Raw genomic sequence first — 26,635 nt, forward strand, 5'->3', positions numbered from 1 at the left:
TTCGCCTCTTCCTTGCATGGCTTGCCATGGCCGTCCGTTGCCGCCGCCCAGGTCGTTCCGGCATCACAGGGCGAAATTGCCGTCAGTGAACTGGCCCGCCCCAACCTCGTGGTCGTGCTGCGCCATGCGAGCACGCCGGGGCAAGTGAGCAGCCCCTTGTAAACTGCTTATAGGTGTGCAATTATTATCACCAATGAGCATACTTGCTAAAGTTACGATGAAGGAGGCGTGCGCGATGCTGGGCATCCACCCTGGCACGCTTCGCCGATGGGAGTTCGACGGGAAGATCTCCGCCGATCGGACTCCGGGTGGTCATCGTCGCTATAATTTGACCGCTCTAATGGAGTTGGCCGGCAAGAAGGTCGAGGAAGCAGAGCGCGGGCGTACTACGCTCGCCTATGCGCGCGTTTCCAGCCACGACCAGAAGGCCGATCTGGAGCGTCAGTGCCAGGTGCTGGAGTCGTTCTGCGCTGCGAAGGGATGGCCCTTCGAACTCATCCGGGATCTCGGCTCCGGCATGAGCTATGAGAAGAAGGGCCTCAAGCAACTGCTCAAACGTATCTGTGCCGGAGGCGTTGATCGGCTTGTCATCACACACAAGGACCGGCTCTTGCGATTTGGTGCAGAGTTCGTTTTTGCTCTGTGCGAGCAATTCGGAACGGAAGTCGTCATCATCAATGCCAAAGGCGATTCGACGTATGAGGAGGATCTTGCCTGCGACGTGCTTGAGATCATTAGCGTCTTTTCGGCGCGCCTCTATGGCAGCCGTTCCCACAAGAATCGTCACGCCATGAAAGCCCTGAAAGAGGCTGCAGATGCCATTCAAGAGGGCTGATCCCACCACTATCCAGTTCGCGAGGAAGGTCCGTCTGGTGGTGGACGCTGATGCTGCGGGCAAGCTCGACGGGCAATCCAAAATCTGCAACTGGCTATGGAATCGACTCAAGGACGAAGTCGAGACGCGCATGGCGGAGTTGTCCATCGTCGGCGGCTATGGCTATCTTGATGAGGCGCGAACCAAGAAGCTCCTGTCGGAGGTCTATTCCGAGATCGGGCTTCGCAACCTCGTGCCGCCGCTCAAGGAGCGTCATCCGTTCTTGCGCTGCGTGTTTTCTTCACCGCTGAAGAATGTCGCGCTGCGCATGGCCAAGGCCATTGCCTCGCATCGAAAGTCGAAGAATGGACAGCGCTGCGGCCCAGACGTGGGCTGGGTCAAGTACAAGGCATGGGCCAAGTACTGGATGAGCCTGGAATACGACGAGCCAGGCAAAGGCTGGAATGTTTCCCAGTTCGGTTGGCTCAACCTATCGTTCGGCGCGAACGCGCAAGGACAGCGGCTGTCGCTGCGCCTGAAGATGGAGAAGACACCCAAGGAGCTCGCGAGCGCTCGCACTTGCCGGATCGTCCGCGAGGGCCGCGACCGCTATTTCGCTGTGTTCACGTTCAAGGGGCAGAAGAAGGCCAGGCAACGCGGCACGCGCGTGGTCTACATCGATCCGAACCTGAAGAACTTTGGCTACGCTCTGGATACTGAGGGGCGCGCCTTCGAATTGTCCAATCTTGAGAAGTTGAAGGAGTCGGAGCGCATTCTCGATCGGCTAACGAGTCTGCGTGACCGGTGCATAGCAAAGTCGCTGTGGGTAGATACCGTCCACGGCGATGGCACGGTGTCGACGCATTGGCGTCCCAGTCGCCGCTGGAAGGGTTTGGACGACGCTGTGGAGCGAATGCAAACCAAAGTGCGAGAACAGAAAAAGCACTTCATGTATTCGCTGGCGAACCAGCTCTGCAGGCACTACGACGTGATTGGGATCGGCAACTACGTGCCGGAGAACACCAACCACGGCAAGGGCCGCAAATACAACCGCGCGGTAAGAAACAGAACGATGCACGGTGCATTCAAGGACATTGTCTCGTGGGTCGCGACGCGCTCCAGAAAGCATGCGCTGGTGCTGGATGAAACCGGCACCACGCGAACGTGCCATGCGTGTGGTCACGTTGTCGAGGGCGGGATAGCGCCCGCAATTCGGGAGTGGGATTGCCCGGGCTGCGGCACCTGCCACCTGCGCGACGAGAATGCCTGTCAAAACGGTCTGCGGCGGCTGCTGACGCAAGTCGGCGACGCTGTGGACTGCTCCCATCTGCCCTGCTCGGGCCCCGTTCAGATTATCGGGCGGTGTGATTGGCGATTCCATCCGCAAGGATGGACGGGAGTCCCGAGAGGGGGCGCCAATGTGAATTCAATGCGCCTGCCGGAGTACCGGCAGCGAATGCGCGCGTTACCGCGCGCTCGGGTTGGTGACCGCGCGTCCAAATCTGCAAAGACGTCGCCATCAGCGATGCGTAGGCTTGCTTAGATTTGGAAGAGCGGCCTTCTCCATCTGAGTGTCGGGAGAGATGGCGTTCTGGTTGGGGTTCTTTGGACCATATGCGCCGGAGAATCCCGGCGCCGAAGGATCCAGTCGCTGACAGATGACCGCGTCTCTAACGTCTTTCGGCCCGCTCATTGGCCTCAGGCAGTTGTTGCGACCGCAAAATGGTCCGTGAGCCATCTGCATTGCGTATCGCATTGTCAGGCGCATTCTGTGCATTGGTGGTGCTCGTGCTTACAGCAGCCCCAAGGGCAGCGACTCTGACTACATCCCGCATTCGAAACCGCATCGGTGTCTCCTCGTCGATGTGGAAAGGGAAGACGTAATTCGTCACGTCCGTCCTTTCACCTTAGGACGTCGAATGGCCGGTCGATGCAGTTTGACGGCCACGAAGACAACAATGTCACCTCATCTTGATACACCTCAACTAGTACCGCTGCACAGAGGTTATGACAGTTTGGCTGGGTTGTAGGACAGGCAAGCAGTTGTGGTCAACGAGCAGTTCGATGGTGCGAGCGATGCCTGCTTGGCGGCGGATCAACCCATTGCGTTCGAGGTTGAGCACCATCTGATGGACGGAAGGAGCCGTGACGGCGAAGAAGCGCTGCATGTCGCGCTCGGCCGGAGAGCGGCCGTTTATCAAGCTGTAGGCCCATATGAAGGCGAGATACTGACCTTGCTTGTCGGTGAAGCTCGGGCAGGCTGAGCGCTCGCCAGACAATGGAAGCGATTTCTGATTCATTCGGAACCCCCGCAGTCGAAGGAGGCCCCCCAGAAGGAGGCCATCCGAATGAATCTACGCTATCGAGTCGAGCTCGACCAATCCGAGCGTGAGGCGCTCGCTGCCATGCTAAGCGGCGGCAAGCATGCGGCACGCAAGCTCAAGCGAGCGCAAATCCTGCTTGCAGCGCACGCTGGCCAGGATGACGCGAGCATCGCAGCCACCGTGGCAGTTGGCGAATCCACGGTGTACCGCACCAAGCGCCGCTTCGTGGAGACGGGTCTGGAAGCGGCGCTGAACGAACAGGCTCGACCCGGGGCGCAGCGCAAGCTCAGCGGCAAGGAAGAGGCCCTGCTGATTGCCACCGCCTGCACCAACCCGCCACCGGGACGTGCGCGCTGGACGCTGGAATTGCTCGCCGACACGCTCGTCAAACTGACCGAGCACGAAGAGCTATCGCGCGAGACGGTACGCCGGCGCCTGGCCGAGAACGATCTGAAGCCCTGGCGCAAGAACATGTGGTGCATTCCCAAGATCGACGCGGAGTACGTTGCACGCATGGAAGACGTGCTCGACCTGTATGCCGAAACCCCGGACCCGCAACACCCGGTGGTGTGCTTCGATGAAAGCCCGACCCAGCTCATCGGCGAGGTACGCCAACCGATTCCGGCCGAGCCGGGTAAGCCTTTGCGCTACGACTGCGAATACAAGCGCAACGGCACCGCTAATCTGTTCGTCTTCCTCGATGCGCACCGTAGCTGGCGCAAGGTGAAAGTCACCGAACGGAGAACGGCAGATGACTTCGCCCAGTGCATGCGCGACCTGGTCGATATCCACTACCCCCAGGCACCGCGCATCCGGGTCGTGCTGGACAATCTGTCGACCCACACGCCGGCTGCCCTCTACCAAGCCCTGCCACCAGCAGAGGCACGCCGCATCCTGCAGCGGATCGAATTCCCGAATTCCACTACACCCCCAAGCACGCCAGTTGGCTCAACATGGTCGAGATCGAAATCGGCGTGCTGCGAAGCCAGTGCCTGGATCGCCGCATCGACTGCCGCGATCGGCTGATCACCGAGGTCGCGGCTTGGGAGCAACTGCGAAACGCCAGCGGCGCTCGCATCAACTGGATATTCTCTACCGAAACGGCACGGGAGAAATTGGCCAAAGCCTACCCAGTACCGACCTCTGACAAACCGTCATAACCTCTGTGCAGTGGTACTAGTGCAATCGCTTACGTAAGCGAGTCGTGACGATTCTTGCCGAGCCTGTAACTGAAAATTCCTAAGGCCTACCGCTCCAGCAACGGCTTCAGATACTTGCCCGTGAAGCTGGCCTTGCTCCTGGCGACATCTTCCGGCGTGCCGCGCGCGATCACCTGCCCGCCGCCTGCACCGCCTTCCGGGCCCATGTCGATCAGCCAGTCCGCGGTCTTGATGACATCGAGGTTGTGCTCGATGATGACCACGGTATTGCCCTGGTCGCGCAGCTTGTGGATGACCTTGAGCAGCAGCTCGATATCGTGGAAGTGCAGCCCGGTGGTGGGTTCGTCCAGGATATAGAGCGTGCGCCCGGTATCGCGCTTGGACAGCTCCAGCGACAGCTTGACGCGCTGCGCCTCGCCGCCCGACAGCGTGGTCGCCGATTGCCCCAGCCGGATATAGCCCAGGCCCACGTCCAGCAGCGTCTGCAACTTGCGCCGCACCACCGGCACCGCGCTGAAGAACTCGTGCGCCTGTTCGACGGTCAGGTCCAGCACCTCGGAGATGTTCTTGCCCTTGTACAGCACCTCCAGCGTCTCGCGGTTGTAGCGCTTGCCGTGGCAGACGTCGCAGGGCACGTAGACGTCGGGCAGGAAGTGCATCTCGACCTTGAGAACGCCGTCGCCTTGGCACGATTCGCAGCGACCGCCCTTGACGTTGAACGAGAAGCGGCCCGGATCGTAGCCACGTTCCTTGGCCGACGGCACGCCGGCGAACAGCTCGCGGATCGGCGTGAACAGGCCGGTGTAGGTGGCCGGGTTGGAGCGCGGCGTGCGGCCGATCGGGCTCTGGTCGACGTTGATGACCTTGTCGAAATGCTCCAGCCCCTCGATGCGGTCGTGCGCGGCCGGTTCCGGCGTGGAGCCGTACAGGTGGCGCGCCACTGCGTGGTAGAGCGTGTCGTTGATCAGCGTCGACTTGCCCGAGCCGGACACGCCGGTGATGCAGGTCAGCAGGCCCACCGGCACTTCGGCGGTGACGTTGCGCAGGTTGTTGCCGCTGGCGTTGACGATGCGCAGCAGCCGTTCGTCGTCGGGCGCGGAGCGTTTCTTCGGCACCTCGATGCGGCGCTGGCCGGACAGGTATTGGCCGGTCAGCGATGCCGGCGATTCCTCGATCTGCCGCGGCGTGCCCTCGGCCACGATCATGCCGCCGTGCACGCCGGCACCCGGGCCGATATCGACCACGTAGTCGCAGGCGCGGATCATGTCCTCGTCATGCTCGACCACCAGCACGGAATTGCCGATGTCGCGCAGGTGCTTGAGCGTGCCGATCAGGCGGTCGTTGTCGCGCTGGTGCAGGCCGATCGAAGGCTCGTCCAGCACGTACATTACGCCGGTCAGGCCCGAGCCGATCTGCGACGCCAGCCGGATGCGCTGCGCCTCGCCGCCCGACAGCGTATCGGCGCTGCGCTCCAGCGACAGGTAGTCCAGGCCGACGTTGTTGAGGAAGTTCAGCCGTGCGGTGATCTCCTTGACGATCTTGTCGGCGATCTCGCGCTTGGCGCCGTGCATGTCCAGCGTCAGGAAGTACGTCAGCGTGTCGCGCAGCGGCCAGCCGTTGATTTCGAAGATCGCGCGCGCCTGCTCGCCCTCGCCCAGCTTGACGTGGCGCGCCTCGGTGCGCAGGCGCGTGCCGTGGCAGGCGGGGCAGGGCTGGTTGTTCTGGTACTTGGCCAGTTCCTCGCGCACGGCGACGGAATCGGTTTCGCGGTAGCGCCGCTCCAGGTTGGGGATGATCCCTTCGAACACATGCGCGCGCACCGTGGTGCGGCCGCGCTCGTTGATATAGGTGAACGGGATTTCCTGCTCGCCCGAGCCGTGCAGCACCACCTGCTGCACGTTCTCCGGCAGCTCCTCGAACGCCGTTTCGGTATCGAAGTCGTAGTACGCCGCCAGGCTTTGCAGCATCTGGAAGTAGAACTGGTTGCGGCGGTCCCAGCCCTTGATCGCGCCCGAGGCCAGCGACAGGTTGGGGAACGCCACCACGCGCTTGGGATCGAAGAACGTGATCTGGCCCAGCCCGTCGCAGCTCGGGCAGGCGCCCATCGGGTTGTTGAACGAGAACAGCCGCGGCTCCAGCTCCTGCAAGGAGTACGAGCAGATCGGGCAGGCAAAGCGCGAGCTGAAGGTGTGCTCCTTGCCGGAATCCATCTCCAGCGCCAGCGCGCGGCCGTCGGCCAGGCGCAGCGCGGTCTCGAACGATTCGGCCAGGCGCTGCTTGATGTCGGCGCGGACCTTCACGCGGTCCACCACCACGTCGATGCTGTGCTTCTCGGTCTTCTTCAGCTTGGGCAGCGCATCGACCTCATAGACCTTGGCCTCGGCCTCGTGCGCGGCGCCGCCGCCCGAGCGGATGCGAAAGCGCACGAAGCCCTGCGCCTGCATGCTGTCGAACAGGTCCAAATGCTCGCCCTTGCGGTCGGCCACCACCGGCGCGAGGATCATCAGCTTGGTGTCCTCCGGCAGCGCCAGTGCCGCATCCACCATCTGCGACACGCTCTGCGCCTGCAGCGGCAGGTTGTGGTCGGGGCAGTAGGGGGTGCCGGCGCGAGCATACAGCAGGCGCAGGTAGTCGTGGATCTCGGTGACGGTGCCAACCGTCGAGCGCGGGTTGTGGCTGGTGGCCTTCTGCTCGATCGAAATCGCCGGCGACAGGCCTTCGATCAGGTCCACGTCCGGCTTTTCCATCAGCTGCAGGAACTGGCGGGCATAGGCGGACAGCGACTCCACGTAGCGGCGCTGGCCCTCGGCATAGAGCGTGTCGAAGGCGAGCGAGGACTTGCCCGAGCCCGACAGGCCAGTGATCACGATCAGCCGGTTGCGCGGCAGGTCGAGATTGATGTTCTTCAGGTTGTGGGTACGCGCCCCACGGATCTTGATTTCTTCCATATGCCGAAAAGTCGTCGCCAGACAGGCCGCCCCGCCGGAGTTGGCAGGGCTGTCTGAAGGAATCGCAAAACCCAGAAACAAGTACCTTAATTGGCACTTCCGACCGCTGGCGACGGCCGGAATGCGCGCCCGGGCACACGCCCGGGGGCCAGCTGGCATGGCCAGGTGACCCGGGAAGCGCGAAGGAGCAAACCTGTTAATATACCCAACTTCGGTTTCCGGGGTTGATTGCCCAGACAGGGCTTGCACCGGAAAACCCGGCACAGCCGCCGCCGGCCCGGCCCCGGAAGCGGGAGCCGCGACCTCCGCGAGCCGCCCAAACAGCCAGCCGCGCGCCGCCAGCCCGATCCTCAGCTGACACTTTCCAAGATCACCACGATCGCAATGCCGCCGATCCAGTCTTCTTCCCCGGATGCGTGCCCTGCCGGCGCATCCCAGGCTCCCGCCCGCGAACGCATGACGCGCACCGAGCTGCGCGCCAGCGTGTCGCTGGCCAGCATCTTCGCGCTGCGCATGCTGGGCCTGTTCCTGATCCTGCCCGTCTTTGCCGAATACGCGCGCACCCTGCCCGACGGGCAGGACGCCCAGCGCGTGGGCCTGGCCATGGGCATCTACGGCCTAATGCAGGCCTTCCTGCACATTCCGCTGGGCTGGCTGTCCGACCGCGTCGGGCGCAAGCCGGTGATGGTGGCCGGCTTGCTGCTGTTCATCGCGGGCGGGCTGGTAGCCGCATTCTCGGACACGCTCACCGGCATCATCGCGGGCCGTGCGCTGCAGGGCATGGGCGCGATTTCCGCGGCCATCACCGCCTGCATCGCCGACCTGACGCGCGAGCGCCATCGCACCAAGGCCATGGCGATGGTCGGCGGCAGCATCGGCCTGACCTTTGCGCTGTCGCTGGTAATCGCCTCGCCACTGCTGCACGGCATTGGCATGTCGGGCATCTTCGGCCTGATGTCGGTGCTGGGCGTGGTCGCCATCGCCGTGACGCTGTTCCTGGTGCCGAGCCCGCCGCCGCCGCACCCGGTACGGCTGCCGTTCCGCAACGTGCTGCTCAATGCCGACCTGGCGCGGCTGAACGTCGGCGTGCTCGCGCTGCATGCCTCGCAGGTCGCAATGTTCATGGTGGTGCCGACCATGCTGAGCGATGCCGGCATGCCGCTGGACCAGCACTGGAAAGTCTACCTGCCGGTGGTGCTCGTGTCGTTCGTGCTGATGCTGGGCCCGATGATGGCGGCCGAGCGCTATGGGCGCGTGCGCCCGGTGCTGCTCGGCGCGGTCGCGCTGATGACGGCGGTGCAGTTGCTGTTCGCCGCCGTGCACGGCCTGTGGGCCATCGTCGGCGTGCTGCTGCTCTTCTTTGTCGCGTTCAACGTGCTGGAAGCGATGCAGCCGTCGCTGGTATCGCGCTACGCCGCGGCTGCGCGGGGGGCGGCGCTGGGGGTGTACAACACCACGCAGGCGCTGGGCCTGTTCCTGGGCGGCGCGGCGGGCGGCTGGCTGCTCAAGCATGAAGGCCGCAGCGCGGTGTTCGTCGGCTGCGCGGCGGTGCTGCTGCTCTGGCTTATAATCGCGTGGAGCATGAAGGCGCCTCCGGCCCGCGGACAGGAAGGCGCGCCCGCAGCGGCGGCCTGAATCTGCACTCGAAGCTGTGCCCAAGCCGCATCGAACCGTAAAGAATTCCGGCCTGAAAATGGCCTAGCATGATCGCGCCACCCGACGTCCGGCCGGGGGCGCGATGTTCGTTTACGTTGCTGCGCCTGGCGGCGCCGTGGTGACGGGCAAGGCAGCCGGATGCGGTAGCCGCCGGTGCAGTATCGGGTCACACTATCAGTTGGCACTTCGGTCAGCTTCACCCTTATCGTATTGCCACGCTTTTCAACACAGCGCGTGGCTTTTGGAGAACATTTAAATGGCATCGGTCAACAAAGTCATTCTCGTCGGCAATCTCGGGGCAGATCCCGAAACGCGCTACATGCCCAGCGGCGACGCCGTCACCAATATCCGCCTGGCGACCACCGACCGCTACAAGGACAAGGGGTCCGGCGAGATGAAGGAAGCCACCGAGTGGCACCGCATCGCCTTCTTCGGCAAGCTCGCGGAGATTGCCGGCCAGTACCTGCGCAAGGGCTCGTCGGTCTATATCGAAGGCCGCATCCGCACCCGCAAATGGCAGGACCAGTCCGGCCAGGACAAGTACTCGACGGAAATCGTCGCCGACCAGATGCAGATGCTGGGTTCGCGCCAGGGTGGCGGCGGCGGTGGTGACGAAGACGGCTATGGCGGCGGCGGTGGCGGTGGCTACAGCCGTGAAGCGTCGAGCGGCGGCGGTGGCGGCTATGGCGGCGGCCGTGGTGCCCAGGGTGGCGGCCAAGGTGGCGGCCAGGGCGGTGGCCAGAGTGGCGGTGCGCGCCGTCCGCAGCAGGCGCCGTCGAATGGCTTCGAGGATATGGACGACGATATTCCGTTCTAATTCGGAAAAATATCTTTTTTTGTGGGTAGAGGCCCGCTGTCCCAAGGATGGCGGGCTTTTTCTTTTGTGTCAGTACTTTATGTGGCGGTGGTGATGAGCTGGCCTGCCTGGACCAGACAATGGAAAGCCTGCGTGCGCAGATCAGACGCTATGAGGCACCTGGTTGTTCGCGTCAGTGAGTCTCTCCGCGCTTGCCGGCGGACTCGATCCCGTCGGAAAGGCCCTGACTCTGTGTGCGTGGCTCAAGTGCCGTATGAAGCGCCAGGCCGACTGCCGCGCCGACCAGGTCCGCTGCCGCGAAGCCGGCCGTACTGGCCGGCGCGATGCCGGCAAAGGTCTCGTGAACATGCGGCCGAATACTGCGGCAGGGTTCGCGAACGAGGTCGAAGCCGTGAACCAGTAGGCCGCGCCAATGTTCTGTCCCGGAGAACTCGTCCCAGCTCTTGCTTCGACAATTGCTCACGTCCACGCCCGCGTTGGCCAGTGCCTCCAAGGCAAACGGGTTCAGGCGGCCGCTCGGCGCACTGCCGGCACTGAATGCGCGAACATCCTTGTCGAGCTTTGCGGCCCAGTGGTTCAGCATCGCTTCGGCAAGCACGCTACGTGCGGAATTGTCCGTGCAAAGGATCAATACATTGGTCGTCATGCGTTCCTTGATGGTGAGGCCTTCAACAGCATGACGAAGTGCTCTTCACTGCGACGCCGTTAGGCTTACCGGAAACCGGGGTGCAGCAGGCAGACGCCTCAGCGGCGGGCTTGGCGTCCGTGGCGCGGGATTCACTGAACACGGGGATATCGGACAGCGTCCGGTAGGACTCCCAGGCGATGCCCTGTGGGTCAATAGTCCAATACTTATCGGATCTCGCGTAACAGCAAGCCGTGCCGATCTGCGCATCGACGGGCAGGGCTGCGCGCTGAAGGCGATCGTGCATCTCAGCAAGCTCCTGGTCGCTCTCGACCTGCACACCTAGATGATCCAGGCCGATTGTTGCACCGCGTTGGGAGATCGCGAAGTTGACGCGCGGATCCTCCAGCATCCACTTGGCGTAGTCGCTCTTGACCACGGTCGGCTCTGCCCCGAACAGCGCTGCGTAGAAGCGGATGCTGTTCGTGAGATCGGCGACGGCGACGTGAACGTGAAAGCGCTTCATCTTTGCTTCTCCTTCGCGGGTGAGCACACAGACGCCGGCGAGCAGGGATTCCCGCCGCAGCAGTTCGCGGTAAGGTAGGCGAGCAGGCCATTCATGGTTGCGAAGTTCGCGCAATACAACACGAACCGGCCTTCCTGGCGGCTCGTTACGAGCTCTGCGTGTGCCAGTTCCTTTAGGTGGAACGACAGCGACGACGGCGGCACACCCAGTAGCGTGGCAATTTGGCCCGCCGGCATCCCCTGCAGGCCAACCTGAACCAGCGCGCGAAAGACGGCGAGCCTGGACTCGTGCGCAAGAGCGGCCAGCGCGGTGATCGTTTGGCTTGTTTCCATATTTCATATTTCGATAGTGGAGGATATGGAAGAGGCAACTCCTTGAAGGCGGAAAGCTACCTGAATCCGCCGCGCTATGTTTCAGCCGCGTCGCCGGCCTCGGTCGACTGGAGAAGCAGAACGGCGTCGCGCTTGTCCAGAAGATGCTGGCGCAGGATGGCGGCAAGCCGCTTGCCATCGCGCGCTTCGAGCGCCGCAAGCATCTCCTCGTGGTCATGGACTGCGCTGTCCCATTTCGGCTTCTGATAGTTCGACCGGAAGCGCAACGCTTGCAGCCTCCGGTTCACCGACAAATAGGTCTGACGCAGCGCGGCGTTGCGGGCCGCTTCGTTTATGCGGTCATGAATCTGGTGATTGAAACTGTAATAGCCAGGCAAGTCATCGTTAGCCCGGCATGCCAGCATCGCGTAGTGCAGCGCCTTGATCTGCGCCAGCTCGACGGCCGTGATGCGCTCGCAGGCGAGTTCCCCGGATAGGGCTTCCAGGCCGCTCATCAACTCGAACGTGTCTTGAATCTCCGTCGGCGACAGGCGCGCTACCGTCGCGCCCCGATTGGGCGAGATCTCGATCAGCCCCTCCGCCGCAAGCACCTTCATGGCTTCGCGCAGCGGCGTGCGGGAGATGCCCAGTTTTTCGCACAGCTCGCGTTCGTTGAGCTTCATACCCGCCTCCAGGACACCCTCGACGATGAAAGTCCGCAGGTGACCCACCACCGTGTCATGCAGGCGTTGCCGTTCCACCTTAGGTAGCACGGATACGGGCGAATCCATGCCTGGATAGGCTGAATTTTGCATTCAAAGTCCAAATTACGTGATTGTGTTCAATTTTAGCAGACACTTAACTGCACTTCAAAAACTCCAGGAATCCTTGTTTTTGCTCTTGTTTTTACCGGGTAAACGCTACGAAATTTGAGCGCCATTCACCCTGTTTTCCTGCCGCGCTTCTGATAAAGTATTTTGCATTCAAAACTCAACAGGAGGAGTCAATGCTGAAAGTCAACTTCCACCCCGCTGGCCGCCACTTCCTTCAGATCCCCGGGCCGAGCCCCGTTCCCGATCGCATCCTGCGAGCCATCAGCTATCCGACCATCGACCATCGCGGCCCTGAATTCGGGGCGCTGGGCCTGAAGGTGCTGGCCGGCATCAAGAAGATTTTCAAGACAGAGCAGCCGGTCGTGATCTATCCCGCTTCCGGCACGGGCGCGTGGGAAGCCGCGCTGACGAACACGCTTAGCCCTGGCGACACCGTCCTGATGTTCGAGACCGGTCACTTCGCCACGCTCTGGAAGAAGATGGCAGAGAGCCTTGGCATCCGGCCCGAGTTTCTCGGCTTGCCGGGAATCGAGGGCTGGCGCCGCGGGGTGCAGGCCGACATGATCGAAGCCCGCCTGCGCGCCGATGCCGGCCATGCCATCAAGGCGGTATGCGTGGTGCACAACGAAACCTCGACCGGTGTGACCTCGGATATCGCCGCCGTGCGCAAGGCCATCGATGCGGCGGGGCACCCGGCGTTGCTGCTGGTCGACACCATCTCCGGGCTGGCGTCCGCCGATTACCGGCATGACGAATGGGGCGTGGACGTGACCGTTTCCGGCTCGCAGAAGGGGCTCATGCTGCCGCCCGGCATCAGCTTCAACGCGGTATCGCCCAAGGCTATCGAAGCTTCCCGCAGCGCCCGGCTGCCGCGCAGCTTCTGGGGCTGGGACGAAATCATCGAAATGAACCGGACCGGCTACTGGCCCTATACGCCCAACACGAATCTGCTCTACGGCCTGTCCGAAGCCCTCGACATGATTCTTGAAGAAGGACTGGACAACGTCTTCGCGCGCCACCAGCGGCTGGCCGAGGCATGCCGCCGCGCGGTCAATGCCTGGGGCCTGGAAATCCAGTGCGCGGACCCTGCCGTCTACAGCCCGGTGCTAACCGGCGTGATGATGCCCGAGGGGATCGACGCGGACGTGGTGCGCAGGAACATCTATGACCGCTTCAACATGTCGCTCGGCGCGGGACTGGGCAAGGTGAAGGGCCGCATGTTCCGCATCGGCCATCTGGGCGACTGCAACGACCTGACGCTGATGGCAACGATCGCCGGCTGCGAAATGGGGCTGAAGATCTCGGGCGTACCGGTCGCGGCAAGCGGGACCGTTGCCGCCATGGACTATCTCGCCGCACACGCCACGCCGCTGTCACTCAAGGCTGCAGCCTGACGCAGCCATTTCCATCCGGGGCGGGAGAGGGCGCCAGGCACGCGCCGCGAGCCGCGTGCCAGGCCGAGCCGCGGCCAGGCGCCAGCAAATCCCCGCCGGACTGATCGCAACAGGATCAGCGCAGCACTGCCGTACCTGACAAAAACAGAGGAGACGCTGTGGATACAACCCTGCAGGCGGGAGCAAAGATCAGGACGTTCGAGGACGCGACATATCGCAAGGTTAGCTGGCGGCTCGTTCCATTCCTGATGGTCTGTTTCCTGATCGCTTATCTAGATCGTGTCAACGTTGGTTTTGCGAAGCTCCAGATGTCCCAGCAACTGGGCTTCAGCGAAACTGTCTACGGGCTTGGCGCCGGCATATTCTTTATCGGCTACTTCCTGTTCGAAGTGCCGAGCAACCTGGCGCTTCATCGGTTTGGCGCCAAGGTGTGGATCGGCCGGATCATGATCACGTGGGGGATCCTCTCCGCGTGCTTCGCGTTCGTGGAGACGCCAACCGCGTTCTATACGCTGCGTTTCCTGCTCGGCCTGGCGGAGGCGGGCTTTACGCCTGGCATCGTGTACTACCTGTCCTGCTGGTATCCGTCGCACCGGCGCGCCAAGATCATGGCCATCTATTGCATGGGTTCGCCGCTGTCCGGCATCATCGGCAACCCGCTGTCGGGATACCTGATGGGCAGCATGGCCGGCGTGGCCGGCTGGGGTGGCTGGCAATGGATGTTCATCATCGAGGCGGTTCCGGCGGTGCTGCTGGGTTGCTTCTGCTTCTACTACCTGGACAACTCCATTGCCAAGGCCAAGTGGCTCAGCAGCGAGGAGAAGCGCGTCCTTGAGCAGGCCAAGGCGGACGATGTCAAGGCGGCGGACCCACAGGCGCGTGTCGGCAAGGTATTCACCGACCCGCGCGTCTGGCTGATCAGCCTGATCTGCTTCTGCTATGTCACGGGCCAGTACGGCATCACGCTCTGGTTGCCCACGTTTATCAAGTCGACGGGTGTCAGCGACCCCGTCAACATCGGCTTGCTGAGCGCGATTCCCTATATGGCAGCGATTGTCGCGATGTACTTCTTCGGGCGCAGCGCCGACAAGCATCGCGAGCGGCGCTGGCACCTGATCATCCCGTGCATGATGGGCGCGATCGGCTTCCTGGCATTGCCGTGGGTCATGCACAACACCGCGCTGTCACTGGTGTTCCTGTCGATCGCAGCGGCGGGCATCCTGACCTGCACCCCGTTGTTCTGGTCGCTGCCGACGGCCTTCCTGAGCGGCGCGGCGGCGGCCACGGCCATCGCCATGAGCAACTCGATCGGGAACCTGGCCGGCTTTACCAGCGGCTACATGATCGGCTACCTCCGTGACGTGACCCAGAGCGGCAACAGCGCCTACTACATGATTGCCGGGATGCTGGTGCTTGGTGCTTTCGCCATCTGGACCCTGCCGGCCAAGCTGGTCAACCGGTAGCAAGCGCCAGCGGGGGCAGCGCGCCGCTGCCCCCGCTGGCCAAACACTTCGCGCGCCGCTTGCCGGCGTATCAACGACTCCCATGAAGAACACATTGCAACCGAATCCGGACGGACCCGGCAATCACGCCCCGTTCAGCGTGGTGGAGGCCACCGTTGCCAGCGCGCATGCCGCGATGCGCGACGGCAGGCTGACTGCGCGGCAACTGGCCCGCGGCTACCTGGACCGCATCTCGGCCTATGATCAAAGCGGCCCCGCGCTGCGCAGCGTCCTTCGGCTCAACCCGCAGGCGCTGGCCGAGGCCGGCCGCATCGATGACATGGCCGGGCGCGATCCAGCGCAGGCGCTAAGGCCCCTGCATGGCATTCCTGTGCTGATCAAGGACAACATCGAGTGCGGCGGCATCGAGACCACCGCCGGCGCGTCATGCCTGAGCGGCAATATGTCCGCGGACGACGCCTTCATCGTCCGTCGGCTGCGCGAGGCCGGCGCCATCGTCCTGGCCAAGACCAACCTGCACGAGCTTGCCTCCGGTGGTGAGACGGTCAGTACATTGTCCGGTCAGACACTGAACCCCTATGATCTGACGCGCACGCCCGGCGGCTCCAGCGGGGGGACTGGAGCCGCCATCGCAGCCAGTTTCGGCCTGCTGGGGATCGGCACCGACGGTGTCAATTCGATCCGCTCACCGGCCTCCGCAAACAACCTCGTCGGCCTGCGCCCCACCATGGGCCTCGTCAGCCGGGCCGGCCTGATTCCATGCGGGCTGACACAGGACACCATCGGCCCCATCACCCGGACCGTTGCGGATACGGCGGTACTGCTCGACGTCATGGCCGGATACGACCCGGCCGATCCGGTCACCAGCCAGGGCGAGCCCCACATTCCGGCGAGCTATACCGACTGTCTCGACCCCGACGGGCTCAAGGGTGCGCGCATTGGCGTCTTGCGCCATTTCTTCGGCGACGGGGACGCGCACCGTCCCGTCAATGCCGTCATGCAAGCGGCGCTGGCCATCATCGCAGCACAAGGCGCCGAGCTGATCGCCATTGACGACGCCATCAACCCGGAGGAACTCCTGGCGTCCACGCTCGTGCACCACTACGAGATGGAGCGCGATCTCGACGCCTACCTGGCCCGGCTCGCATCCGACGTGCCGGTGCGGTCGACCAAGGACATCATCGCCGCGGGAGCGATGCATCCAAGCGTGGCGGGAACGCTGACCACCGCCGTGGCGCTGAGCGGGCGGGAAGAGGAATACCGCGAGCGCCTGCAGCGCCAGCAGGCATTGCGCATGCGGCTGCAGGACCTGATGGCGCGGCACCGGCTCGACGCACTGGCATTTCCCCACCAGCGGCGCCTGGTGGTACCGGTCGGCGAGACGCAGGCCGAACGCAATGGCGTGCTTGCATCCGCCACCGGCTTTCCGGCCATCGTGATCCCCGCGGGCTTTTCCGCGCCGGACCGCAACGCACCCCAAGGTGTGCCGGTCGGTCTGGAATTCTTCGGCCGTCCCTTCTCGGAGACCGTGCTGATACGGCTGGCGTATGCCGCTGAACAGGCCTTGCGCGCCCGCCGGCCACCGTACTCGACGCCTGCGCTGGAGTAAGGGAGAGCGGAACGACTTTTATTGCTGCTCTACAACGCCAGCCGACCACGGCGGCGACAAGTTTGCGGATACACCGTGACGACCTCGAACGAGGAGGAGACAAAGATGGGCGCAGAAACAGTAGTTCAATCGCCGAGTTCCCCACAGCAACACGAGCTCGACCGGGCCATGGATGGCATCGGCGTGACGGCGTCGCACAAGAAGATCATCTTCATGATCATGCTGGGTGTGATGTTCGATGTGTTCGAGCAGAATGCGGTCGGCCTGGTTGGCCCTCTGCTGCGGGAGCAATGGGGCATTTCGGTAGCGCAGATCGGCTTTCTCAACACGCTGACCTTTAGTGCCGCCGCGTTGGGACGCATCGGCTCAGGGTATATCGCGGACCGCTATGGCAGGCGCACGATGCTGAGCGCCAACCTGCTGCTGTTCACGCTGGGCGCCATCATCTGCGCGCTGGCGCCGAACTATGGGGTGCTGGCGGCGGGCCGCTTTGTCGTTGGCATTGGCCTGGGCGGGGAGATCTCCATTGCCGTGACGATGCTTGCCGAGTTGTGCTCGACCCGCTTCCGCGGCACGGCGGTAGGCATGGTCAGCGTGGGCAGCGGCGGTCTCGGCAATATGCTGGCGCCTGCCTTCGGTCTTGCCGTGTTTGCCATGTTCCCGGGCCCGGATAGCTGGCGCTGGTTGTTCGCCTGCCTGGTGCTCCCGGCGTTCTTCGTCGTGTTCTACCGGCGTTTTATTCCGGAGACGCCGCGCTTCCTGCTGTCCAAGGGACGGGTAGACGAGGCCAACCGGGTGCTGTCGGTCCTGGCGTCAGGCCGTTTGGGCAAGCTCGCAGGGGAGCCCACGCCGTACATCCAGGCATCGATGCAGGAGGAGGCACCGCGTACCAAGGTGCGGCTGAGCGACATATTCAAGGGCCGCCTGGGACGACGCACGATCGCACTTGGCGTTGCGGTTTCCATGACCTACGGGGCGCAGATCTCGGTACTGACGCTGATGCCCACCATCCTGATGTCACAGGGCTACACCATTACCAAGAGCTTTCTCTTCACCATGGTGATGCAAAGCGGCAGCCTGTTCGGCGCGCTCGCGGCTTCATACTGCGGCTATCACTTTCCGCGCAAGCGCGTGCTGACGATCGGTGCCGGCCTGGCCTGCGTGGCAGGACTCTGCTTCGGGTTCCTGACGTACAACGTTGCGCTGGTCATGCTGTTCGGAGCGGCCTTTACGTTTTGCGTCGTGTTGCTGAATACCTCGATCTGGATCTTCGCGCCGGAGCAGTATCCCACCCACGTTCGTGCGTTCGGCACTTCCCTGATCCTGGCACTCGGCACGCTGGCCGGGGCACTGACGCCGCTGATCAGCGGCCGCGTGTTTGAAGTCTACGGCGTCGGCGGCATGTTCAGCATGCTGGCGGCGATGTACGCTGTGTTCGCACTGAGCGTTCAGTTCGCGCCCGAAACCTTTGGCCGCCCGATGGGCGAAACCGCCGACGACGACTTTGCCGATCCGGCAGTCGCTGGCAGTACGGCCCCCGCAAGCGGCTCCTAACCTGTGCATGGCGATGAACCATATCTTGCTGATCAATCCGAATACCTCGTCGGCGACCACGCAGATGATGGTTGACATCGCGCGTGCCGCGCTTCCCGGCGACCTGGACGTTCGCGGCCTGACCATGGCGCGCGGGGTGCCGATGATTGTCGACGCGGCCAATCTGAGCGCCGCCGCCGAGGCGGTCGGCGCGATCGAGCTGCCCGGCGCCGGCCCGGAGCGCTCCGGGCTTCGCGGTGTCATCGTTGCCGCTTTCGGCGATCCCGGTGCCGACACGCTCCGGCGCAGGCTGGCCGTGCCGGTGGTGGGGATCGGCGAAGCCGCGATGCGGGAAGCGGCTCAGCACGGGCGTCGCTTCGGTATCGCCACGACGACGCCGTCGCTGGCGTCGTCGATAGAAGCCAATGCGCGGCGCCACGGACTCGAGGCCAGCTTCACCGGCGTGCGTTTCACCCGGGGCGACCCGCGCGTGCTTGGCCTTGACCCGGCGGCACTGGAAGCCGCGCTGGCGGAAGCGGTCCAGGCCTGTGTGGAAGCCGACGGAGCGCAAGCCGTGGTGATAGGCGGTGGCCCGCTGGGCCAGGCCGCTCAGGCCTTGAGCATGCGCTTTGCCATTCCCGTTATCGGTCCGGTGCCGGCAGCGTGCCGCAGCCTGCTGCATGCGCTTGCCGGGAGCGTGGCACCGAGCAACTTTGATCCTGCATTCAAGGAATTTCCCGAAACATGACATCCACCAATATCGATAGGGTCGCGCAGGCCTTGCTCGACGCACGGCGCGAGCACCGTTGCGCAGACGCGGAAAGCTTCGCCACGGCGCTTGACGGTCCGGAGCAGGCTTACGCCGTGCAGGCGCTTGTCGCTCGCTCGCTTGGCTGGCAAGCGACAGGCGCCGGGTACTGGAAATCCGGAGGACCTTCACGCGAGGCGCAACTGACGCACGCCGAACTCCCGTCCGCCGGGGTGTGGGCCAGCCCGGCGCATGCTGGCGACTGGCCCTTCACGTGGCGCGGCATCGAGGCCGAGATCGCGCTCCGGCTAGGACAGGAGGTGGACGCCGCGCGGGCCGCCGCCCTCGATGGTACGGGTGCAGCTGCGCTGATCGATGCGATGGCGGTCTCGATCGAGGTCGTCGACTCGCGCTGGCAGCAGTACGTCGCCGCACCCGCGCTTTTGAAGCTGGCCGACCTGCAGGCCCACGGGGCGCTTGTGCTTGGCGAATGGCGTGACTATGAAGCGCGAGACTGGGCAGTACAGCGTTGCCGGGTGCAGATCGGAGCGGAGTCGATCGAGCGCCGTGGCACCCATGCCCTGGGCGATCCGGCCTATGGACTGGTGGCTTGGCTCCGCCACGCCACACGGTCGGGCCAAAGCGTGAAAGCCGGCACGGTTGTCACCACCGGCACTTGGGTCGGAATTCTGACTGCGTCGGCCGGCGACCTTGTGACAGCGGAATTCGAAGGCATTGGCCGGGCCTCGATCCAGTTATGAGGATGGTGCGGATCGATTTCGCCGTGGCTTGCCAGCCTCGATCGTCACTTCGCCGACGGCGCCTGCGACACATTGACGCGGCGATGTCCATGGCGACCAATACATCGTGATAACAGGGAGGCAGCGCTCTGGCGCGGTATCGCGGGGCGCAGGGACAGTGATACAACGGGCAGCCCCATTGCGAAGAAGCCTTGCAGCAGGGGGCGTCCCGGCCGGTCACGCGGCCGGGTTGCAATACCCGCAAAAGACAGTATCCTTGCGACTATCTCGCTCACGGCACTGCAAAGCTTGCGTTATTCCGCCTGCCGGCGGCCATGGTTCGCTGGCTTCCTCCTCGTTGTCTTCCTGGCAGTCCAACTGGCAGCGGCGGCGTACGCCTGTGCCGGGAGCCGCTACCAGATAGATAGCCGCGGCGCGATGGCGGCAATGACCGAGTCGTGTCCCGACATGGCCGCGAGCGAGGACAACGAGGACAACAAGGGCATCGACCAGAGTGGTCTTTGCCTGGCGCATTGCCAGGCCGATTCCAAGAGCGCCGATCATGTATCGCCGCAGCTCCCGGCCTTCATGCCGGTGCTGATGCGCGTCATTGCGCCGACGCCCGTGGTGCTCGCGGAGGTACGCGTCGCGCTGCACGCCAAGGCGGACGCGCGTGGTCCGCCACCGCTCAACATCCTTCACTGCAGTTTCCAGACTTAGCCTCCGGTTCGACGTCACCTGGTGCTGCCCGCTTCCGTGCGGGCAGCAGTCGTCGCTCCCGGAGGCTTTATGCATTTTCTACGTCACCTGACCGTGGCGCTGCTTAGCGCGCCTGCTGTCGGCCTGGCTGCGCCGCAGGGCGCCCCCGCGCAATCCGCCCCTTCGTTGTCCCTCGCGGAAGCCGTTGCGATCGCGAGCGCCCATGCCGGCGACGCCGAATCCTCGCGCGGCGCCGTCGAGGCCGCCGTGCAAATGGCGGTCGCCGCCGGCCAGCTGCCGGACCCCGTGCTCAAGCTCGGGATCAACAATGTTCCCGTCAACGGCTCTGACCAGTTCTCGCTGAGCCGTGACTCCATGACCATGCGCTCCGTCAGCGTGACGCAGGAATTCACGCGCGCGGACAAGCGTCGCGCCAAAGCGGCGCGTTTCGAAGCGGAAGCTGCCGCCGCCGAGGCGCAGCGCGCCGTCGGACTGGCCAACGTGCAGCGCAATGCCGTCAGTGCCTGGCTCGACCGCTGGTATGCCGAACAGGCCGGCGTCCTGCTCGGCCATCACAGCCAGCCGCTTGAACTGGCGGTGCAGGCGGCCACTGCTGCCTACCGGGGCGGGCGCGGCTCGCGCGCGGAGGTACTGGCGATGGAGCTGGAAATCCAGAAACTGCATGACCGCGAGGACGAGAACCGGGCCGCCCTGGCTACTGCCACGCTCAACCTGGAACGCTGGATCGGCGCCGCGGCCCGGCGGCCGCTATCGGACCGGCCGCCGCTCGACGTGCCGCAGGGCGCCTTGCAACTGGCGCAGGGGGAATTCGAGGCCGTGCCCGAACTCTCGGCTGCGCAGCGCGACGTGGCCCTGGCGGAATCGGAGATCCAGCTGGCCAGGCAAGCCGCCAGGCCCGATGTGACGGTCGAGTTGATGTACAGCCAGCGCGGCTCGGCCTACTCCAATATGGGATCGCTCAATGTCAGCTTCCCGGTGCCGTGGGACCAGGGCAATCGCCAGGACCGGGATATATCGGCGCGGCTGGCGCAGGCAGGCGAAGCGCGGGCCAGGCTGGAAGTGATCCGGCGCAATACCCAGGCCATGGTCGGCGCCCGGCTTGCCGAGTTGCAGCGCAACCTTGAGCGCCTGCGACGCTACGACGACAAGACCTTGCCGCTCGCCCGCGTGCAGGCGGAGGCGGCGCTGACGGCGTACCGGGCCAACACGGGCCCGCTGCTGGCCGTCGCCGAAGCGAACCATCGCGCCATCGATACCGCCATGGATCGCCTGCTGCTCGAGGCAAAGACCGCGAAGCTGTGGGCCGACCTGAACTACCTGGTGCCGCTGCCCACCGCGCAGACCGAGCCCGCCATGAAGGAAGCCAAATGAAAAAGCACGCCATTGAAGCGATGGCCGGGCTGGTTGTCGTCTGCGCCGCTCTCTACGGCGCCTACCGGTTCGGGGTGACGCGGGGAACGCAGTCCGCGCAGACGTCGGCCGCGCCCGGTGCGGAAGCTGCCCTCAAGGCCGGCGACACCGACCCGCGCACCGGCAAGAAGATCCTGTACTGGCACGATCCCATGGTGCCCGGCCAGCGCTTCGACAAACCGGGCAAGTCCCCGTTCATGGACATGCAGCTCGTGCCGGTCTACGCGGACGGTGCTGGCGGCGGGAGCGGTGTCACCGTGGACAGCCATGTCGCCCAGAACCTGGGTATTCGCACGGCCGAGGTCAAGTCTGGGCGGCTGGGCGCCGTGCTCCAGGCGCCCGGCAATGTCGCCATCGACGAGCGCAGCGTGCGCGTGATCCAGGCGCGCACCAACGCCTTCGTCCAGCAGGTCGCGCTCAGGGCGACCCTCGACCCGGTCCGGCGCGGCCAGCCGCTGGCGACCTTGTACTCGCCCGATTGGGTCGCGGCCCAGGAGGAGTTTCTTGCCGTCTCCCGCATGGCGGCGGGCGAGCATCTTGGCGACCTGCGCGGTGCCGCAAGGGCGCGCATGCTGCAGGCGGGCATGACGCCGGACCAGGTCCGCGCGGTGGAGTCCTCGGGCAAGTTGCAGCCCAATCTTGCCATCGTGAGCCCGGTCGATGGGCTCGTGACCGAGGTGGGCGTGCGCGAGGGCATGACCGTCTCGCCTGGCATGACCCTGTTCCGCCTGGCCGACCTCAGCCAGGTGTGGGTGATTGCCGAGATCCCGGCGGGGCAGGCCGGTGCGATCCGGCCTGGCGTTGGGGCCAGGGTACAGCCGGGCGGCGCGGCCGATGCCATCGCCGGCAAGGTCGAAGTCATCCTTCCCGACGTCAATCCGGCGACGCGAACGGTCAAGGCCCGCATCGTCCTGCCCAACAAGGGCAGGCAGTTGTTGCCGGGGATGTTCGTGACGGTCAGCTTTGACAGTGGCGCCGGGAAGGACGCGCTGCTGATCCCGGCGGAGTCGGTCATTCGCACAGGCCAGCGCAACATCGTCATGGTGGATGCCGGCAAGGCGGGCTTTGTCGCGACCGAAATCAAGACCGGCCGCGAGGCCGAGGGCATGGTCGAGGTGCTGGACGGACTGAAGCCAGGGCAGAAAGTGGTCACGTCGGGCCAGTTCCTGCTCGACTCTGAAGCCAGCCTGCGCGGCACCGCCGCACGCATGTCGACCGCGCCTGCGGCGCCGGCCGTGCCGGCCGGCGAGCATGAAGGCACCGGCCGCATCGAAGCCGTGAACGGCGCCGAGAGCGTCACCATCTCGCACGGTCCGATTCCGTCGGCACAGTGGGGCGCGATGACCATGGACTTCGCCGCGCCACCAACGGGCCTGCCCAAGGGCCTGAAGGCAGGCGACAACATCCGCTTCCGCTTTCATCTCGACAGCGATGGCGTGGCCAGGCTGTCGTCGGTCGAGCCGGCAGCCAGCGCCCAGGGGAGCCGGCAATGATCGCGCGCCTGATCCTGGCTTCGATCCGCCACCGCTTCCTCGTGCTGCTGGCCACGGTCCTGCTTACCGCATGGGGCCTGTGGGCCGTGCGCAGCACGCCGCTCGACGCCCTGCCTGACCTGTCCGATGTGCAGGTCATCATCCGCACGCCGTTTCCCGGCCAGGCGCCGCAGATCGTCGAGAACCAGGTCACGTATCCACTGACCACCACGATGATGTCGGTACCCGGCGCCAGGACGGTGCGGGGCTATTCGTTCTTCGGCGACTCCTTTGTCTACGTGCTGTTCGAGGATGGCACCGACCTGTACTGGGCGCGCTCGCGCGTGCTGGAATATCTGAACCAGGTGCAATCGCGCCTGCCCGCCGCCGCCAGGCCGGCGCTGGGGCCCGACGCGACCGGCGTCGGCTGGATCTACGAGTACGCGCTGGTGGACAAGACCGGCAAGCACGATCTCGGCCAGTTGCGCGCACTGCAGGACTGGTTCCTGCGCTTCGAGCTCAAATCGCTGCCAAACGTCGCCGAGGTCGCGTCGCTGGGCGGCATGGTGAAGCAGTTCCAGGTCGTGCTGATGCCGGACCGGATGCGCGCCTACAACCTCTCGCAAGGCAAGGTACTGGCCGCGCTCAAAGGCGCCAACCAGGAAGCCGGCGGCTCGGTGCTGGAAATGGGCGAGGCCGAGTACATGGTCCGCGCCAGCGGCTACCTGAAGACGCTCGACGATTTCCGGCAGATCCCGCTGGTGACCAGCGACGCCGGGATTCCGGTGCGGCTGGGCGATGTCGCTACCGTGCAGCTTGGTCCGGAGACGCGGCGCGGCATCGCCGAACTCGACGGCGAGGGCGAGGTTGCCGGCGGCGTCATCGTGATGCGCTCGGGCAAGAACGCGCTGGAAACCATCGAGGCCGTCAAGGCCAGGCTCGCAACGCTGCAGAAGAGCCTGCCGGCCGGCGTGCAGATCGTCAGCACCTACGACCGCTCCGCGCTGATCCACCGCGCGGTGGAAAACCTGACCCACAAGCTGGTCGAAGAGTTCGTCGTTGTCGCGCTGGTCTGCCTGCTGTTCCTGTTCCACCTGCGTTCCGCGCTGGTGGCCATAGTCTCGCTGCCGCTGGGCGTGCTGGCGGCCTTCCTGGTGATGCGCTACCAGGGCATCAACGCCAACATCATGTCGCTGGGCGGCATTGCCATCGCCATCGGCGCCATGGTCGATGCCGCGGTCGTGATGATCGAGAACGCGCACAAGCACCTGGAGCACTGGCATGCGGACCATCCGGGGCGCAAGCTGACGGGCAGCGAGCGCTGGAGCGTGATCGGGCAGGCGGCGGCCGAGGTGGGGCCGGCGCTGTTCTTCTCGCTGCTGATCATCACGCTGTCGTTTATCCCGGTATTTACGCTGGAGGCGCAGGAGGGCCGGCTGTTCTCGCCGCTGGCCTTTACCAAGACCTATTCAATGGCGGCGGCGGCAGGCCTGTCGGTAACGCTGGTCCCGGTGCTGATGGGCTACCTGATCCGCGGCCGGATTCCGTCGGAGCAGTCCAACCCGTTGAGCCGATGGCTGATCCGCGCCTATCGCCCAGTGCTGGCGCGGGTGCTGGCCTGGCCGAAGACCACCCTGGCGATCGCCGCAGTGCTGCTGGCCGCGACGGCGTGGCCGGTCATGCGGATCGGCGGCGAATTCATGCCGCCGCTCGACGAGGGCGACTTGCTCTATATGCCGTCGGCGTTGCCGGGGCTATCCGCCGGCAAGGCGGCGCAGTTGCTGCAACAGACCGATCGCCTGATCAGGACCGTGCCAGAGGTAGCGACTGTGTTTGGCAAGGCAGGCCGCGCCGATACCGCGACCGATCCGGCACCGCTGGAGATGTTCGAGACCACCATCCAGTTCAAGCCACGCGACCAGTGGCGTGCCGGCATGACCACCGACACGCTGGTGGAGGAACTCGACCGCGTGGTGAAGGTGCCGGGTTTGTCCAATATCTGGGTGCCGCCGATCCGCAACCGGATTGACATGCTGGCCACCGGCATCAAGAGCCCGGTCGGCATCAAGGTGGCGGGCGCCGACCTGAAGGAGATCGACCGCCTGGCAACGCGCATCGAGGAGGCTGTCAAGACCGTGCCGGGCGTCACGTCGGCGCTGGCCGAGCGCCTGGCGGGCGGGCGCTACGTCGATATCGATATCGACCGCCTGGCGGCCGGCAGGTACGGCCTCAATATCGCGGACGTGCAGAGCGTGGTCTCGTCGGCCATCGGCGGCGACAATGTTGGCGAGGTGGTCGATGGTCTGGCGCGCTTCCCCATCAACGTTCGCTATCCGCGCGATTACCGCGATTCGGTGGAGCAATTGCGCAGCCTGCCCATCGTCACCGACAGGGGCCAGCAGATCGTGCTGTCCGACGTGGCGCGCATCCAGGTGGTGCAGGGGCCGCCGATGCTGCGCAGCGAGAACGCCCGCCTGTCCGGCTGGGTGTATGTCGACCTCCGCGGGCGCGACCTGCGCTCGGCCGTCCACGATATGCAGGCCGCCGTCGCGCGGGCGGTCCCGATGCCGGCCGGCTACTCGGTGAGCTGGTCGGGGCAGTTCGAATACCTGGAGCGGGCCGCCGCCAGGCTGAAGGTGGTGGTGCCGTTCACGCTGCTGATCATCTTCGTGCTGCTTTACCTGGTGTTCGGCCGTCTCGATGAAGCGCTGCTGATCATGGGCACGCTGCCGCTGGCGCTGATCGGCGGCTTCTGGCTGCTTTACCTGCTGGGCTACAACCTGTCGGTTGCCGGCGTGGTCGGCTTTATCGCGCTGGCAGGCGTGGCGGCGGAATTCGGCGTCATCATGCTCCTCTATCTGAAGCAGGCATGGACCGCGCGCGAGGCTCAGGGCGACGCCAGCCTGCCCGCGCTGCTTGACGCCATCCAGGAAGGCGCAGTGCTACGCGTGCGCCCCAAGGCCATGACCGTTGCCGTCATCCTTGCCGGTCTGGTGCCGATCATGTGGTCGCATGGCACCGGCTCGGAGGTCATGCAGCGTATTGCAGCGCCAATGGTCGGCGGCATGCTTACGGCGCCTTTGCTTTCGTTGTTCGTGGTGCCGGCGGTGTACCTGCTGCTACGTCGGCGCCACATCACAACGCCTTCTGGTTCCACCCACCCTTCACTTCAACGGAAACCGCAATGAAATCCGCCAAGACTCTCGCATTCGTACTGGCTTTCGCCACCATGCCGGCCGCATTCGCGGCGGGCTCAATGGGCGGCATGGACATGAAGCCGTCCGCCGCCTCGCAACCGGCGCCGCAACCCGTGGTGGCCGAGATCAGGAAGATCGATGTGCAGGCCGGCAAGGTCACGCTGAAGCATGGTCCTATCGCCAACCTCGGAATGGGCCCGATGACCATGGCATTTCCGGTCAAGGACCGGGCTTCGCTGAAGAACTTCAAGGAGGGCGATGGGGTATCGGCCACCTTCGACAACGTCGACGGAAAACCGACTGTCGTAGAGATGCGGCACAAGTAAATCGCGACG

General features: G+C 64.6%; 21 protein-coding genes and 1 pseudogene. 16 read left to right on the forward strand and 6 right to left on the reverse strand.

Translation table 11 applies throughout. The features are described from left to right. Positions 1-193 precede the first annotated feature (193 nt). Together K307_RS27535 and K307_RS27540 are read left to right on the forward strand one after the other, a co-directional pair. Positions 194-835 carry an IS607 family transposase gene (locus K307_RS27535; protein WP_042883984.1) on the forward strand — a complete coding sequence of 214 codons (642 nt, stop codon included), beginning with the start codon at positions 194-196 and terminating at the stop codon, positions 833-835. Then, on the forward strand, positions 816-2,357 hold the full coding sequence (locus K307_RS27540; protein WP_051975202.1) for an RNA-guided endonuclease InsQ/TnpB family protein: 1,542 nt from the start codon (positions 816-818) through the stop codon (positions 2,355-2,357). The genes K307_RS27535 and K307_RS27540 overlap by 20 nt, the downstream gene beginning before the upstream one ends. A 442-nt stretch (positions 2,358-2,799) precedes the next feature. Here K307_RS27540 and K307_RS27545 read toward each other — a convergent pair whose 3' ends face one another. Further along, entirely contained in the window at positions 2,800-3,114 is a 315-nt protein-coding gene (locus tag K307_RS27545) for a LexA family protein (RefSeq protein WP_022540044.1), read from the reverse strand. Between the two features lie 48 nt (positions 3,115-3,162). On the opposite strand from K307_RS27545, the pseudogene K307_RS27550 reads away from it, so the two are divergent. After that, positions 3,163-4,298: pseudogene (locus K307_RS27550) on the forward strand (IS630 family transposase). 86 nt (positions 4,299-4,384) lie between these two features. Here the strand turns inward: K307_RS27550 and uvrA are convergent. Beyond that, positions 4,385-7,246 (reverse strand): excinuclease ABC subunit UvrA, encoded by a 2,862-nt coding sequence (gene uvrA, locus K307_RS27555; protein WP_042883985.1) that lies wholly within the window; start codon positions 7,244-7,246, stop codon positions 4,385-4,387. Positions 7,247-7,630: 384 nt separating this feature from the next. Between uvrA and K307_RS27560 the strand changes: the two genes are divergently transcribed. After that, positions 7,631-8,881 (forward strand): MFS transporter, encoded by a 1,251-nt coding sequence (locus K307_RS27560; protein WP_042883986.1) that lies wholly within the window; start codon positions 7,631-7,633, stop codon positions 8,879-8,881. Positions 8,882-9,158: 277 nt separating this feature from the next. Further along, on the forward strand, positions 9,159-9,719 hold the full coding sequence (locus K307_RS27565; RefSeq protein WP_042883987.1) for a single-stranded DNA-binding protein: 561 nt from the start codon (positions 9,159-9,161) through the stop codon (positions 9,717-9,719). Between the two features lie 172 nt (positions 9,720-9,891). On the opposite strand, the gene K307_RS49875 is transcribed toward K307_RS27565, so the two are convergent. From K307_RS49875 to K307_RS27585, 4 genes are all read right to left on the reverse strand, one after another. Next, positions 9,892-10,365 (reverse strand): hypothetical protein, encoded by a 474-nt coding sequence (locus K307_RS49875; RefSeq protein WP_230626141.1) that lies wholly within the window; start codon positions 10,363-10,365, stop codon positions 9,892-9,894. Between the two features lie 22 nt (positions 10,366-10,387). Beyond that, entirely contained in the window at positions 10,388-10,870 is a 483-nt protein-coding gene (locus tag K307_RS27575) for an ArsI/CadI family heavy metal resistance metalloenzyme (protein ID WP_042883988.1), read from the reverse strand. Continuing rightward, on the reverse strand, positions 10,867-11,202 hold the full coding sequence (locus K307_RS27580) for an ArsR/SmtB family transcription factor (RefSeq protein WP_042883989.1): 336 nt from the start codon (positions 11,200-11,202) through the stop codon (positions 10,867-10,869). Before K307_RS27580 ends, K307_RS27575 begins: the two co-directional genes overlap by 4 nt. Positions 11,203-11,276: 74 nt before the next feature. Next, a complete protein-coding gene (locus K307_RS27585; protein WP_042883990.1) occupies positions 11,277-11,996 on the reverse strand; it encodes a GntR family transcriptional regulator in 720 nt (239 codons plus the stop codon). A 191-nt stretch (positions 11,997-12,187) separates the two neighbouring features. On the opposite strand from K307_RS27585, the gene K307_RS27590 reads away from it, so the two are divergent. The 11 genes from K307_RS27590 (at position 12,188) to K307_RS27640 (ending at position 26,626) form a co-directional block, all read left to right on the forward strand. Next, a complete protein-coding gene (locus K307_RS27590; RefSeq protein WP_042883991.1) occupies positions 12,188-13,408 on the forward strand; it encodes a pyridoxal-phosphate-dependent aminotransferase family protein in 1,221 nt (406 codons plus the stop codon). 158 nt (positions 13,409-13,566) lie between these two features. Further along, positions 13,567-14,871, forward strand: coding sequence for an MFS transporter (locus K307_RS27595; protein WP_042883992.1), 1,305 nt, complete (start codon positions 13,567-13,569; stop codon positions 14,869-14,871). 82 nt (positions 14,872-14,953) lie between these two features. Then, positions 14,954-16,480: an amidase family protein gene (locus tag K307_RS27600; protein WP_042883993.1), complete on the forward strand. Its 1,527-nt coding sequence runs from the start codon at positions 14,954-14,956 to the stop codon at positions 16,478-16,480. Positions 16,481-16,585: 105 nt separating this feature from the next. Further along, complete coding sequence (locus tag K307_RS27605) at positions 16,586-18,034, forward strand: MFS transporter (protein WP_042883994.1); 1,449 nt, start codon at positions 16,586-16,588, stop codon at positions 18,032-18,034. 13 nt (positions 18,035-18,047) lie between these two features. Then, positions 18,048-18,761, forward strand: coding sequence for an aspartate/glutamate racemase family protein (locus K307_RS27610; RefSeq protein WP_042887476.1), 714 nt, complete (start codon positions 18,048-18,050; stop codon positions 18,759-18,761). Further along, a complete protein-coding gene (locus tag K307_RS27615; RefSeq protein WP_042883995.1) occupies positions 18,758-19,522 on the forward strand; it encodes a fumarylacetoacetate hydrolase family protein in 765 nt (254 codons plus the stop codon). The genes K307_RS27610 and K307_RS27615 overlap by 4 nt, the downstream gene beginning before the upstream one ends. A 288-nt stretch (positions 19,523-19,810) precedes the next feature. Beyond that, on the forward strand, positions 19,811-20,221 hold the full coding sequence (locus tag K307_RS27620; RefSeq protein ID WP_042883996.1) for a hypothetical protein: 411 nt from the start codon (positions 19,811-19,813) through the stop codon (positions 20,219-20,221). Between the two features lie 69 nt (positions 20,222-20,290). After that, positions 20,291-21,592: a TolC family protein gene (locus K307_RS27625; RefSeq protein ID WP_042883997.1), complete on the forward strand. Its 1,302-nt coding sequence runs from the start codon at positions 20,291-20,293 to the stop codon at positions 21,590-21,592. After that, a complete protein-coding gene (locus tag K307_RS27630) occupies positions 21,589-23,124 on the forward strand; it encodes an efflux RND transporter periplasmic adaptor subunit (RefSeq protein ID WP_042883998.1) in 1,536 nt (511 codons plus the stop codon). The genes K307_RS27625 and K307_RS27630 overlap by 4 nt, the downstream gene beginning before the upstream one ends. Next, a complete protein-coding gene (locus tag K307_RS27635) occupies positions 23,121-26,291 on the forward strand; it encodes an efflux RND transporter permease subunit (protein WP_042883999.1) in 3,171 nt (1,056 codons plus the stop codon). The genes K307_RS27630 and K307_RS27635 overlap by 4 nt, the downstream gene beginning before the upstream one ends. Next, entirely contained in the window at positions 26,288-26,626 is a 339-nt protein-coding gene (locus tag K307_RS27640) for a copper-binding protein (RefSeq protein ID WP_042884000.1), read from the forward strand. The genes K307_RS27635 and K307_RS27640 overlap by 4 nt, the downstream gene beginning before the upstream one ends. Positions 26,627-26,635: the final 9 nt, after the last annotated feature.

It is taken from the genome of Cupriavidus necator A5-1 (genome assembly GCF_000744095.1).
Classification (GTDB): domain Bacteria; phylum Pseudomonadota; class Gammaproteobacteria; order Burkholderiales; family Burkholderiaceae; genus Cupriavidus; species Cupriavidus necator_A.